We start from the raw sequence: 13001 nt of genomic DNA, 5'->3' as shown, positions 1-13001 counted from the left end.
CCGCGCGCCGACGGGCCGGACTCCACGGGGGTCCGGCCCGTCGGCGTTCACGCGGCCGTGCGGAACCGGTTGCGGTACTCGGTGGGGGTGGTGCCGAGCTGGCGGCGGAACGCCCGGATGAGCGTGTCGACCGTGTTGAAGCCGCACGCGGTCGCGATGCGGTCGAGCGTGTCGTCGCCGCCTTCGAGGCGGTGCCGGGCGGCCTCGACCCGCGCGGCCTCCACGTACGCGGCGGGCGTGCGGCCCAGCTCGGCCTTGAAGACGCGGGTGAGCTGGCGCTCCGACAGGTGCGCGAGGCGGGCGAGGTCGCCGATCGCGAGCGGGTCGGCGAGGTGCCCGGCGATGTGGTGGCGCAGGTCCTCGACGCGGCGGGTCGTGGAGACCGGTTCGAGGGGCACGCTGAACTGGCTCTGGCCGCTGGGCCGCTTGAGGTACATGACGAGCTGGCGGGCGACGCGCAGGGCCGCGGCCTCGCCGTGGTCCTCGGCGACCAGCGCGAGGGTGAGGTCGAGGCAGGCGGTGATGCCCGCGCCGGTCCACACGCGGCCGTCGCGGATGAAGATCGGGTCGGCGTCGACCTCGACGGCGGGGTGCTCGGCGGCGAGCTGGGCCGCGGTGGACCAGTGGGTGGTGGCGCGGCGGCCGTCGAGGAGCCCGGCGTCGGCGAGGATGTGGGCGCCGACGCAGACCGACGCGATGCGGGCGGTGCGGGAGGCGAGGGCCTTCACGCGGGCGACGACCTCGGGGTCGGCGGCGGCGCGCAGTCGCCCGTCGGGGCCGGGTTCGACGCGGCCGGGGACGATGAGCGTGTCGATCGGGCCGGAGAGGTCGTCGAACGTGGTGTCGGGGAGGACGCGGACGCCCGCGAAGGTGGTGACGGGCGCGTCGGTCTCGGCCGCGAGGACCACGCGGTAGTCCGCGGCGTCGCCGAGTTCGCGCGTGAGGAGCGCGAACACTTCGGGCGGGCCGGTGACGTCGAGGAGGTCGACGCCGTCGAAGAGCACGATGACGACGAGGCGCTGGTTCACCGGCCCGACGCTAGCAGGGGCATGTCCGGATCTGCAAGTTGCTCGACATTGCAGACATGCCGCGGCGGCCGTAGCGTGGAGCCGGGCCGCCGGACGGCGGCCGGAACCAGAGGAGGAAACCCATGGGCGCCATCACGTTGCGCGAGGTCGTCGGCCTGGACCGGACCCCGGCGAAGCTGTCGGACTCGACGCTGGTGCTGATCGACTACCAGAACACGTACACCCGCGGCGTCATGGAGCTGGAGGGCTGGGAGCCCGCGCTCGACGCCGCCGCGGACCTGCTCGCGCGGGCCCGCCGGGCCGGGACCAGGGTCGTCCATGTCGTGAACGACGGCGGCCCCGGGCCGTACGACTACAGCGCCGAGATCGGGCAGATCCATCCGAAGGTCGCGCCCGTCGAGGGCGAAGCGGTCGTGGTGAAGACCGCCCCGGACGCGTTCGTGGGCACGGAACTCGGCGGCATCTTGGACGCCGCGGGCGGGAAGGACCTGGTGGTCGCCGGGTTCATGACGCACATGTGCGTGGCGTTCACCGCGCAGGGCGCGTTCCTGCGCGGCGACCGGCCCACGGTGGTCGCCGACGCGTGCGCGACCCGGCCGCTCGGCACCGCGGCCGGCGAGACGTCGGCGAAGGAGCTGCACACCGCGGCGCTCGCCACCGTGGCGGATCTGTACGGGGTCGTCGTCGCGACCGCCGACGACCTGGGCTAGGCCTGCTCCCACGCGAAGCCGTCAGGGTCGGTGAAGGAGCCGCCGGTGCCGCCGATGGCGATGCGGTGCGAGCCGGAGCCCTCGGGGTCGACGAACGCGGTCTTCTTGAACGCCTTTCGCGGGTAGAGCGCGAACTTGACCTGCCCGTCGCCCGCGGCGAACTCGGTGTACTTGCCGCCGTAGCTCTTCTCCACGACCAGGCCGTGGTCCACATAGAACCGCTTGGAGGCCTTCATGTCGGCGGTGCCGAGGAGCAGCACGACGTCGGTGTACTTCTTCTCGGCGGGCGCGGTGTCCTTCTTCGAGGAGGACGCGAACTTCAGGACCGTGCCGTCGGGGGCGCGCAGGACCCCGCCGTAGCCCCAGAAGGACTTCTCGGCGGCCTTGACCACGGTGGCCCCGGCGTCGATCGCGGCCTGGAACAGCAGGTCCACGTTCGCGGGCTGCGCGGCGATGAAGTCGAGCGTGAAGCCGCGGAACCCGGACGTGGGCGCGTCGGAGGCGCGGAACCTGAGCGGGACGCCGGGCCCGAAGGCGGTCGTGTAGAAGTCCTCGGCGGCCTTCGGGTCGGCGGCCTCGATGGTGATCTGTTCGATGTAGGTCATGCTCAAAGGCTATTTCCGGGACGGGCCCCCGCGCTTCTCGATTCGTGATCGCTTCGGGGGCCCGCCCCGGGAGGGGCTCAGGTGACGACGCGGAACGTCGCGTCCGCCCGTTCCGTCGCCGTCGAGACCGGGTCGAGCCGCAGCAGGTAGTCGTAGTGCCTGATGTACCGCGTCGGGTAGTTGTACGAGGTGAACGAGCTCCACGAGGAGTCCGCCAGCCCCGCGACCCGGTTGAAGGTGGCGTCGGCGCTGAACTGGGACGTCGCCTCGCGCGGGGCGAGCACGAAGTCGTAGTTGGAGTGCCGCAGGAAGTACCCGGGGAAGTTCACCGACTCGAACGAGACCGCGCTGGAGGACGCCAGGCCCGGGACCAGTCGGAACTGCGCGTCGGCGGCCGGGCTGACCCCGGCGTCGATGCGCACGTCGAAGTTCGAGTGGCGCACGTACCGGTCCTGGAAGTTGTAGGACTGGAGCCGGTTCCAGACCGGCGCCTGGTAGCGGTTCAGGACCCGGGTCTTCTCGGCGGCGGTGATGTTGAGGACGAAGCCGTGGCGCTTCAGGTTCGCGCCCAGGCTGTACCCGGAGGTGGTGCGGTAGCCCGAGACCGCCGCGGGGTTGGTGGTGAGCACGGGCATGTAGCCGCGGCCCGTGGCGTACTGGTCGAGCCACAGCGCCCATTCGGTGCGGTCGTTGAACTTCGCCCACATGGGGCCCTCGACGCCGCCGCCGGTGAGGTTCGCGAGGTCGCCCAGGCGCGTCCACGTGCCGGTGAGGGAGTTCGCGCCCTCGATGACGATCTGCGTGGTCTTGGAGGCGCGGTAGTAGCGGTAGCCGCCGGTCGACGCGGGGACCTCGACGATCTGCGTGTCGATGAGCCCCTCGCTCCCCGCGAGGTTGATGTAGACCTGCGGGGTGGTGATGGTGCGGAAGTCGGTGGTGCGGGCGCTCCAGATGCGGTGCTTCTTGACGCCGTTGAGGGTCGAGTTGGTGGCCCAGTAGAGGAGGTAGTTCCCGGCCGCGGCGTCCCAGATCGCCTCGGGGGCCCAGGCGTTCCCGGCGTCCCCGATGGAGTTCGCGACGCCGAGGAGCCACGGCGCAGACCAGTTGACGAGGTCCGCGGACTCCCACACGACGAGGTTGCGGCTGCCGCGGTTGGCGGCGTCGTCCCAGGAGGTGCCCGAGCCGATGCGCAGGTCGGTGGCGACGATCCAGTACCGGTTCCCGGCCTGGTTGCGGATGAGCACGGGGTCGCGCACGCCCTGGGTGCCGATCGGGCTGCGCAGCACGATCTGGCTCCGGTTGAGGTCGGTCCAGTTGAGGCCGTTGTCGCTGGCGGCGAGGTAGATCTGCTCGCCGCCGGCGCCTTCGCCGATGAAGTGGACCATGAGGTAGCCGGTATAGGCGGTCTGGGCCGCAGCGGCGCCGGGGAGCACTGCGGCGAGCGGCACCGCGGCGGCCGCGGTGAGCAGTCCGCGGCGGCTGAGCCGCGCGGAAGGCGATGAGGACATGGCCACTCCAATAAGGTGACAGGCAGCCGGAACAGATGATGTGAAGGCTAACATCAACACATTGAGACAGTCAACATCATCTATTTAGTTGACTCTCGGAGGAGCCCCGCCCGTGACATTCGTCAGGGGAAGGTCGTGACGCGCGGTCGAGGCGCCAGAGCCCGTTCGAAGCGAAGCTCTATGCATGAGCAACACGAGCACTCCTCCGGCGGTCGCCCTCGGCGGCCTGCGGAAGCACTACGGCGACGTCGCCGCCGTCGACGGCATCGACCTGGAGATCCGCCCCGGCGAGGTCGTGGCCCTCCTGGGCCCCAACGGCGCCGGGAAGTCCACCGCCATCGACATGATCCTCGGCCTTACGACGCCCGACGCCGGGAGCGTCGCGGTCTTCGGCCGCTCCCCCGCCGAGGCCGTGCGCGAGGGCGCCATCGGGGCGATGCTCCAGAACGGCACGCTCCTCGACGACCTCACCGTCGCCGAGACCGTGCGCCTCGTCGCCTCCCTGCACCGCAAGCCGATCCCCGTCGAGCGGGCCCTGCGCCGCGCCGGGTGCGAGGACCTCGCCGCCCGCCGCGCGAACCGCCTCTCCGGCGGCCAGGCCCAGCGCGTGCGCTTCGCCATCGCGCTCGTCTCCGACCCCGCGCTCCTCGTCCTCGACGAGCCCACCGCCGCCATGGACCCGGCCACGCGCCGCGACTTCTGGAAGGCCATGTACGAGGACACCGCGGGCGGGCGCACCGTCCTGTTCGCCACCCACTACCTCGAAGAGGCCGAGGAGTACGCCGACCGCGTGGTCCTCATGAACGGCGGCCGCATCGCCGCCGACGGCACGGTCGCCGAGGTCAGGGCCGTCGCGGGCGGGCGCACCATCCGCGCCGCCGTCCCCGGCGCCGATGCGGACACGCTCCTGGCGCTGCCCGCGGTCACCGCGTGCGAGCTCCGCGACGGCCGCGCCCAGATCGCCACCGCCGACTCCGACGCCACCCTGCGGGCGCTCCTCGCCGCCCACCCCGGCGCGCGCGACATCGAGATCGCCGCCGCCGGGCTCGAATCCGCCTTCCTCTCCCTCATCAGCGACTAAGGAGCCTGCGATGAACCCGACCTACACGCGCCTGGAGATCGTGCGGATGCTCCGCAACCCGCGCTTCCTGATCTTCGCGTTCTTCTTCCCGGTCCTGCTGTTCCTGTTGCAGGCCAACGTGTTCGTCACCGGATCCGGGCCTGAGAAGGCTTCGGCGGTCGCCGTCATCATGGTGAACATGATCGCGTTCGGGGCCGTGTTCGCGGCCATGAACAACGGCGCGCGCCTCGCGGTCGAGCGCGCCGCGGGCTGGCAGCGGCAGCTGCGGCTCACCCCGCTGTCGGGCCGCGGCTACATCTTCGGCAAGGGCCTCACCGGGATGCTCCTGGCTCTGCCGGTGGTCGTCGCGATCCCCCTGCTCGCCGTCATCGCCGAAGGCGTGCGCCTCGACGGCGGCGAATGGACCCGGATCATCCTCGGCATCTGGGTCGGCGCGGTCCCGTTCGTGCTGCTGGGCCTGCTCATCGGGCAGCTCGTCACCCCCGACACGCTCCAGCCGGTGAACATGGGCGTCTCGCTGGCGATGGGGTTCCTCGGCGGCCTGTGGATCCCGGTGGACGCCATGCCGGGCTGGCTCCAGACCGTCTCGCCGTTCCTGCCGAGCTACTGGCTCACGCAGATCGGGCGCGGCGCGGTCACGACCGACCTGACGCGGAGCCTGGGCCTGTCGGTCGCGGTGCTCGCGGCCTGGGCGATCGTGCTGGGCGCCCTCGTGGTCTGGCGGTACCGTAAGGACTCGGCCCGGGCCTGACCGGGGAAGACGTGGAGAGGCGAGGGCCCGTGCGACAGTCGAACGGGACCGGCGAGGGCTGGTGGAGCGGCAGCGCCACCGGCCCGTTCGCCGGGCGCGGCAACTACCGGTGGCTGCTGCTGGCCGGAGTCTTCCTGGCGCCGTTCGTGATCCCGGTGGTCATGAACGCCGCCGGAGACGCGGACTGGGCGGTCGTCGCGGTCGTCCTGGCCTACGCGGCCTGCTACGCGGTGTTCCCGTGGGCGGTGTCGACGGGCCGCATGTGGCAGCGGGTCGGCTTCGGCGCGGTGATCCTGGCGCTCGGGTGGACGCTGTTCGCGGGGCTCGACACCGGCGGCGTCTACGGCCTGCTGTACGCGATCATCCCGATCGCGATGGGCCTGCCGCTGGGCTGGATGCTCGTCCTCGACGGCGGCACGGTCCTCGCCCTCGGCGTCATCGAGGCGGTCGGCGGCGCGACGGGCCTCGGGGTCGGGTTCACCTACAGCGACCTGTGGGCGATGTTCGGGATCACGACCACGCTGTTCTTCGTGGTGCGGCTCATCAGGACCGTGCGGAGCCTGCGGGCCGCGAACGAGCAGATCGCGGCGCTCGCGGTCGGCGCCGAGCGCGAGCGGCTCGCGCGGGACCTCCATGACATCCTCGGCCACAGCCTGACCACGATCACCGTCAAGGCCGGGGCCGCGCGGCGGCTCCTGGAGACCGGGCAGGGCGAGGCGCGCGCCATCAACGAGATCCGCGACGTCGAGGCGCTGTCCCGGGCGGCGTTGTCGGACGTGCGCGCTACGGTCTCGGAGTACCGGGAGGTGTCCCTCGCGGGCGAGCTTGCTGGGGCTCGCGCCGCGCTGCGGGCCGCCGACATCGACGCCGACCTGCCGCGCGCGGTGGACGATGTCGACCCGGCGCACCAGGCCGTGTTCGGGTACGTGGTCCGCGAGGCGGTGACGAACGCGATCCGCCACTCGGGCGCGTCCCGAGTTACGGTGACGCTGGGCCGCAACTGGATCCGCGTCGCCGACGACGGCCGCGGCGGGGGCGACGGCGCCCCGGGGACGGGCCTGCGCGGCCTGTCCGAGCGGCTCGCCGCCGTCGGCGGCGTGCTCGACGCCGGTCCGGACCCGGACGGCGGTTTCACCGTGAAGGCGGAGGTCAGATGATCCGGGTACTGCTGGCCGACGACCAGGCGATGGTGCGCGGCGCGCTCGCGACCGTGCTCGGGCTGGAGCCCGACATCGAAGTGGTCGCGCAGGTCGGGTCCGGGGACGAGGTCCTCGACGCGGCGGCGCGCACCGCGCCCGACGTGGCGCTCCTCGACGTGCAGATGCCCGGCAAGGACGGCCTCGCGGTCGCCGCCGAGCTGCGCCGGGCCCGGCCCGGGTGCCGGATCATCATCTGCACCACCTTCGGGCGGCCCGGATATCTGGCGCGCGCGATGACCGCGGGCGCGGTCGGCTTCGTCGTCAAGGACGCGCCGCCGGAGCAGCTCGTGGAGGCCGTCCGCAGAGTCCACAGCGGACTGCGCGTGGTCGACCCGGCGCTCGCCGCCGAGTCCCTCGCCACCGGCGAGGGCCCGCTGACCGCCCGCGAGCGCGAGGCCCTGCGCCTGGCACTCGACGGCGGCACCGTCGCCGACATGGCCGCCGCGCTCCACCTCACCGAGGGCACCGTGCGGAACCACTTGTCCACGGCGATCGGCAAACTCGGTGCTCGGAACCGTGCGGAGGCGGCGAGGTTGGCTGATGAGCGGGGCTGGCTCTAGGCGATTCGAATCCACAACCTACTGATAACAAGACGGTTGGTCTGGAAGTTGAGCCAGCGAAGCGCGCCGGGGTCGTCCCCACGACCCGCTTGAAGTGCCGCGTCAGGTGCGACTGGTCGTAGAAACCGGTGGCCGCCGCGACTGCGGGCGCGGGGAGGCCGTCGAGGAGGAGGCGCCGGGCGCGGTCGACGCGGCGGGTCACCAGGTACTGGTGCGGGGCGATCCCGAACTCGGTGCTGAAGGCCCGCACCAGATGTACGGGGTGGGCGTGCAGCTCCCCCGCCGCCTCCCGCAGGCTCATCCCGGCCGCGAGGCGGCGTTCGAGGAGGTCGCGCAGGCGGTGCGCGAGCCGCCGGTCCCGCACCGGGGCCGAAGCGGGCTCCCGGCCGAGGAGGTGGCGGCGCAGCCGGTCGGCGACGAGCGCCACGCGGCTTTCGGCCTCCAGCTCGTCACCGGGCCCGCGCAGCGACTCGTGGAGCCGGTGAACGGCTTGGCGCAGCGGCGGATCGGCGATCTCGGGGCCGTCCACGGCGCGGCCGATGAGGGCCGTGTCCAAGAGGGTGTCGTCGAGGTAGAGCACCCGCTTGCGGAATCCGTGCGGCGTCGCCGACTGGCCGTCGTGCGGGACCTGCGGCGGCAGCAGCGTGACGAAGCCGCGGAGGGCGCCGTGCTCGTGCCGGTCCAGGTCGTAGCGGACCGCGCCCTCGTCGATGATGAGGAGCGTCCAGGTGTCGTGGACGTGCATCGGGTAGGCGTGGTCGGTGAAATGCGCGTGGAACGCCTCCGCGACCCCGGCCACGGCCGGGCGCCACGCCCTGACCTCGGGAACCGCCACGCTAAGAACGTACAAGACGCCGCGGCCCGGCGCTCCGTAGCGTTGCCCGCATGGAACCTGAGACCGCGCCCGTCCGCTTCGACACCAAGATCGCGGTGCTGCTCCGCGACGACCTCGCCGTCTGGCAGCGGCTGAACGTCACGGCGTTCCTCGTCAGCGGCCTGGGCACCGCCGAGCCGGAGGTGGTCGGCGAGCCGTACGAGGACGCCGACGCGAATGCGTACCTGCCGATGTTCCGCCAGCCCGTGATGATCCTGGAGGGGACCGCGGCGCAGCTCACCGGCGCGCACGCGAAGGCGCTCGCGCGCGGGATGCGCTTGTCGCTGTTCACCACCGAGCTGTTCGCGACCGGCCACGACGGCGACAACCGCGCCGCCGTCCGCGCCGTCCCGGCGGCGAAGCTCGACCTCGCCGGGATCGGCGTGTACGGGCCGAAGAACGCGGTCGACCGGGTCGTCAAGGGCGCGCGGATGCATCCGTGAGCGGTCCTGGGCGGGCGGACCCGCCCGGGACCGATTACTACTCGCCCCAGTCCGCGGCGGCCCGGCGGCGCCGGACCATCACGAAGCCGAGGACGCCGAGGGCCGCGGCTCCGGCGAGCGCCGCGGTGAGCGCGGCGCCGGTGGTCGGGAGCTTCCCGCCGCCTTCGCCGGGGGCCTCCACGTCCTCCACGAACTCGGCGATCCCCCAGTTCGCGTTGGTGTTCCACGACAGCCCGGTCGGGTCGTACCAGGTGTGAACCGCGGTGCGGGCCCCGTCGGTGCCGTCGTTGACCTGGAGTTCCAGGCCGTGCTCGGTGCCGATCGCAGCCTGCTCGGGCGCCATGGCGACCGCGACCTCCACGACGTACCCGGTGTCGGTCACGGCGGCGGCGCTGGTGAGCTCGCCGGCGTCGGGTCCGTTGCCGCCCACCGAGACCGCGTTGGTGAAGCTGACGCGGTACTGGCCGTCGGCGGGGCCGTAGCCGCCTTCCTTCGTGTTGCCGGGGTTGAGGAAGACCTCCACCGAGTCCTGCTCCCAGGGGTTGGCGCTGGCCTCGTCCAGGGACGGGTCGGTGACCTCGAAGAGGGCGTAGAGCCCCGCTTCGTCCCACAGGAGCGAGACGTCGGCGGTGGCCCCGTCGGCGGTGCCTTCGATGACGACTTCGGTTGCGACCGTGGAGGCTCCGTCCCACACGGCGTCGCGTTCGCCGTCGATCGCGGGCGCGGTGTCCGCGAGGGGCACCTGCACGCGGGCGTACTCGGGCTCCTCCTCGTCGGGGATCTCGGGCAGGACGCTCGGGTCGACGATCCCCCAGTAGGCCCACTTCGATTGCAGCGCATCGGTGAACAGCAGCGGGCTCTCCAGCGGCCGGGTCTCGGAGCGAAGCCAGGAGCGGCCGTCGTGGAGGCCCCAGACGGTGACCGACTCCAGGAGGTCGGCGTGCTCGCGGTACATGGCGAACAGGTCGCGGAAGTAGTGGCCCTGCTGGATGAGGCGGGCCTCCAGCTGCGGGAACTCCTCGTCCGGGCCGGGCGCGCCGATCGCCACGTCGAGTTCGGTGACGGCTTGCAGCACGCCGAGGTCGGCGAACTTGAGGAGGCTGTCCTCGATCTGGGTGATGGAGGTGTTCAGGTTGATGTGGGTCTGGTGGCCCACGCCGTCGACCGGGACGCCGGCGTCGAGCATGTCGGCGACGAGGTTGTAGAGGTTGTCGCGCTTGCCGGGGTTCTCGGTGCCGTAGTCGTTGATGAAGAGCTTGACGTCGGTGGCGCCCACGGCGTCGAACTGCTCGCGGGCGATGCGGAACGCCTCGTAGACGTACTCGGGGCCGTCGAAGATCTCGTACCAGCGGCTGTGGCGGTAGACCTCGGCGTTGTTGTCGCTGATGACCTCGTTGACGACGTCCCAGGCCTGGACGCGGTCGCCGTAGTGCGCGGCGAGCGCGCCGATGTGGGCTTCGAGGCGATCGATCATGATCTGCCGGTCCTCGTCGGAGTTCCCAAGGGGCTCACCGGCGTTCGGATGGCCTTCGGGGTACTCGAACCACCATTCGGGGACCTGGCTGGTGTGCCACAGGAACGTGTGCCCGTAGATCTCCATGCCGTTCGCCTCGGCGTAGTCGACGAGCTCGTCGGCGGCGCTGAAGGTGAACTCGCCCTCGGTCGGCTGGATCGCGTCGGGCTTCATGTGGTTCTCGGCGGTGATCTGGCTGAAGTGCTTGCTGAGCAGCTGGCCGGAGTCGCCGGTGATGTCGCGGGGGTCGACGGCGGCGCCGATGCGGAAGTCGTCGGCGAGGACGTCCTTGAGGCTCGGGATGTCGGGCTCGATGCCGGGCGGCTCCAGCTCGGTGACGGTGAAGTCGTCGATCCAGTAGGAGGCGTCCACTGTAGGCGACTCGATGTAGAAGGTGAGCGCCGTTGCGGGGGAGGCGATGCTGTACTCGCCGCTGAGCACGGTCCAGTCGCCGCCCGCGGGGGCCTGGTAGACGACGCTGTCGTAGGAGGTGCCGTCGGCGGTCTCGCGCTGCACGGTGGCGGTGAGGGCGTCGCCCGCGCTGCCGTCGGCGAAGCGCACGGACACGGCGATCTCGTACACGCCGCCGGGGGCGATGACGCCGGTCAGGTCGACCGAGGGGCCGTGCCAGTCGGCGCTGCGCCCGGTGGTGAGCAGCGCGCCGTCCTCGACGGCGAGGGTGACGGGGCCGCGCGGGGCCCAGTCGCCGACCGTGCCGTCCTCGAAGTCGGAGGCGTAGACGACGTCGTCCTGGGCGGCGGCGGGAGGGGCGAACGCGAGGGCGGCGACGGGCAGGAGCAGGGCTCCCGCCGCGAGCGCGGGCAGCCGTCGGCGCCGTTCGCGTGCTTGATGAGTCATGGGTTGCAGGCTCCATCGCGGAGGAGGGATACGAGGTCTCCGAAAGTTCCGGGGATTTCATGAAACTTTCAGGTGAGGGTGCCGCCATAGTATTTGCGACTTCGACCTCTGTCAATCTCCGGGCCCGTTCACGCGACGGCGAGGGCCTCCCTGGCGCGCAGGCGGCGATCGATGAGGAAGACCGCGAGGAGCGTGACGGCGATGATCGCGGCGAGGCCGAGGCGGTCGACCGCGTTGTGCGCCATGATGACCATGCCTCCGACGCTGTGCGCGACGAGCGCGCCGCCGATGAGGGCGAGCGTGTGCCGGTCGGTCCATCTGCGTGAATCGGTCCAGCGCAGCAGGGTCCGGTAGCCCCAGGCGATCCCGGCCGCCGCGACCGCGAGCGGCAGGAGGACCCACAGGCCCTCCGTGAACGCCGGCTGCCGGGCCCCGAACGCCGGGAACGTCAGGGCGAAGAACGCCAGGGTCGCGAGTCCGGCGGCGAGGGCGAGACTCAGGAGGCCCGGGACGGGAGCGTCAGTGACGGGCCGGTCCGGCGCGGGCACCGCGGTGAGTGCGAGGACGCCGACGACGAGGACCACTGCGAGGCAGCCGATCACGAACGGCAGGGGCGCCTGGTAGCCGGGGTCCTCCGAGGGCGGCACGGAGACGCGGAGGACGAGTACGCCGAGGGCCATGACGATCGCGGTCGAGGTCAACCCGAAGCGGCCTATGTAGGGGCGGTTCCGGTGCGAAGGGAACAGCAGCCGGGTCAACGCGATCGGGATCGCGACCGTGAAGACCGCGTGGTAGCCCGTGTTGGCGAACCAGTAGGGCACGTTGAACCCGAGGATGCGCGCGCCCCAGTCTGCGGCGTCGTACAGGTGCGGACTCGTCAAGGCCTGCAAGCCGATGCCGTCTTCGAGGAGTTCGTAGCAGACGGCGAGGAGCAGGATGGTGGGCCAGCCGCGGCCGCGCCGGACCGCCAGCTCGCGGATGAGCAGGACGCCCGCGCCGTAGATCGGGATCCACAGCAGCACCAGCCACGCCATGCGGACCGGCGTGGACCCGAGCGCGAGCTCGGCGATGAGCGGGGTGATCGCGACGAGCGTCCAGGCGGCCTTGCGGCAGTACCGAGTCGCACCCTTGCTCTCGTCCGACATGACTCCCCCTGTCCGCCTCGTCTGAAGCTTATCACTGATAAACATGAACGAGAACGAGGTTATCATCGATAAGCATGCGCGGGCGAGGGCCCGCCCACGGACCCCGGAGGCGAGGTCGGACAGGGTGCCGCACCCACGACAACTGGAACGCTCGGCGATCATCGACGCGACGCTCGCCGTCCTCGACGAGCGGGGCCTCGACGCCCTGTCGCTCCACGCCATCGCGAAGCACCTCGGCGTGCGCCAGCCCGCGCTCTACCACCACTTCCCCAGCAAGGCCGCGCTCCTCGACGCGGCCGCCGCGGAGGTCCTCGACCGCCGCCACACCGAGCGCCTCCCCCGCGACGGCGACACCTGGCAGGAATTCCTGGACCGCAACGCCCGGAGCCTGCGCGCCGCGCTCCTCGCCGTCCGCGACGGCGCCCGCCTCATCGCCGCCACCGGCCCCCGCACGCCCGACCCCGCGACCACCCTCGCCCGCATCGACCTGTTCGAACGCCACGGCATCGCCCCGGTGGACGCGGTCCTCGCCTCGATCGCCGTGAGCCGCTACGTCATCGGCTGCGTCCTCGAAGAGCAGTCGGCCCCCTCCGCCGCGCCCCCCGCCGACCCCGCCCCCGGCACCGAGCGCCTCCGATCGATCGCCGCCGCCCTGTCGAGCCTCACCCCCGACCGCGAATTCGAGACGGGCCTCGAAGCCCTGATCCGCGGCCTCGAACCCTGACA

Annotated in this window: 13 protein-coding genes; 7 read left to right on the top strand and 6 right to left on the bottom strand. The window is 71.9% G+C overall.

Going from position 1 to position 13001, the window contains the following annotated elements:
- Nucleotides 1–47: 47 nt before the first annotated feature.
- A complete protein-coding gene (locus WA640_RS07760) occupies nucleotides 48–1028 on the bottom strand; it encodes a GlxA family transcriptional regulator (protein ID WP_335986985.1) in 981 nt (326 codons plus the stop codon).
- A gap of 122 nt (nucleotides 1029–1150) precedes the next feature.
- Between WA640_RS07760 and WA640_RS07755 the strand changes: the two genes are divergently transcribed.
- Nucleotides 1151–1738: an isochorismatase family protein gene (locus tag WA640_RS07755; RefSeq protein ID WP_335986984.1), complete on the top strand. Its 588-nt coding sequence runs from the start codon at nucleotides 1151–1153 to the stop codon at nucleotides 1736–1738.
- Here WA640_RS07755 and WA640_RS07750 read toward each other — a convergent pair.
- A complete protein-coding gene (locus WA640_RS07750; protein ID WP_335986982.1) occupies nucleotides 1735–2343 on the bottom strand; it encodes a glyoxalase in 609 nt (202 codons plus the stop codon). The genes WA640_RS07755 and WA640_RS07750 overlap by 4 nt on opposite strands.
- Nucleotides 2344–2420: 77 nt before the next feature.
- Nucleotides 2421–3851: a glycoside hydrolase family 43 protein gene (locus WA640_RS07745; RefSeq protein WP_335986981.1), complete on the bottom strand. Its 1431-nt coding sequence runs from the start codon at nucleotides 3849–3851 to the stop codon at nucleotides 2421–2423.
- Between the two features lie 184 nt (nucleotides 3852–4035).
- Between WA640_RS07745 and WA640_RS07740 the strand changes: the two genes are divergently transcribed.
- From WA640_RS07740 to WA640_RS07725, 4 genes are read left to right on the top strand one after another with little or no spacing between them, the layout of a single operon-like run.
- A complete protein-coding gene (locus tag WA640_RS07740; protein ID WP_335986980.1) occupies nucleotides 4036–4932 on the top strand; it encodes an ABC transporter ATP-binding protein in 897 nt (298 codons plus the stop codon).
- Between the two features lie 10 nt (nucleotides 4933–4942).
- Nucleotides 4943–5683: an ABC transporter permease gene (locus tag WA640_RS07735; protein WP_335986979.1), complete on the top strand. Its 741-nt coding sequence runs from the start codon at nucleotides 4943–4945 to the stop codon at nucleotides 5681–5683.
- Between the two features lie 29 nt (nucleotides 5684–5712).
- Complete coding sequence (locus tag WA640_RS07730; protein ID WP_335986977.1) at nucleotides 5713–6840, top strand: sensor histidine kinase; 1128 nt, start codon at nucleotides 5713–5715, stop codon at nucleotides 6838–6840.
- Complete coding sequence (locus WA640_RS07725) at nucleotides 6837–7442, top strand: response regulator transcription factor (protein ID WP_106366520.1); 606 nt, start codon at nucleotides 6837–6839, stop codon at nucleotides 7440–7442. Before WA640_RS07730 ends, WA640_RS07725 begins: the two co-directional genes overlap by 4 nt.
- On the opposite strand, the gene WA640_RS07720 is transcribed toward WA640_RS07725, so the two are convergent.
- On the bottom strand, nucleotides 7336–8292 hold the full coding sequence (locus WA640_RS07720; protein WP_442904692.1) for a helix-turn-helix domain-containing protein: 957 nt from the start codon (nucleotides 8290–8292) through the stop codon (nucleotides 7336–7338). The genes WA640_RS07725 and WA640_RS07720 overlap by 107 nt on opposite strands.
- A gap of 35 nt (nucleotides 8293–8327) precedes the next feature.
- Here WA640_RS07720 and WA640_RS07715 point away from each other — a divergent pair, with 35 nt between their 5' ends.
- On the top strand, nucleotides 8328–8759 hold the full coding sequence (locus WA640_RS07715; RefSeq protein WP_335986974.1) for a DUF2000 domain-containing protein: 432 nt from the start codon (nucleotides 8328–8330) through the stop codon (nucleotides 8757–8759).
- A gap of 37 nt (nucleotides 8760–8796) precedes the next feature.
- Here WA640_RS07715 and WA640_RS07710 read toward each other — a convergent pair whose 3' ends face one another.
- Together WA640_RS07710 and WA640_RS07705 are read right to left on the bottom strand one after the other, a co-directional pair.
- A complete protein-coding gene (locus WA640_RS07710; protein ID WP_335986973.1) occupies nucleotides 8797–11130 on the bottom strand; it encodes an endo-1,4-beta-xylanase in 2334 nt (777 codons plus the stop codon).
- Between the two features lie 128 nt (nucleotides 11131–11258).
- Entirely contained in the window at nucleotides 11259–12275 is a 1017-nt protein-coding gene (locus WA640_RS07705; protein ID WP_335986972.1) for a hypothetical protein, read from the bottom strand.
- Nucleotides 12276–12399: 124 nt separating this feature from the next.
- Here WA640_RS07705 and WA640_RS07700 point away from each other — a divergent pair, with 124 nt between their 5' ends.
- Nucleotides 12400–12999, top strand: a complete 600-nt coding sequence (locus tag WA640_RS07700) for a TetR/AcrR family transcriptional regulator C-terminal domain-containing protein (protein WP_335986971.1) — start codon at nucleotides 12400–12402, stop codon at nucleotides 12997–12999.
- Nucleotides 13000–13001: the final 2 nt, after the last annotated feature.

Origin of the sequence: Glycomyces sp. MUSA5-2, assembly GCF_037034145.1 — a bacterium.
GTDB lineage: Bacteria > Actinomycetota > Actinomycetes > Mycobacteriales > Micromonosporaceae > Glycomyces > Glycomyces artemisiae.
Note: the sequence above shows the minus strand (reverse complement) of the source record. Positions and strands in the feature narration are given on the sequence as shown.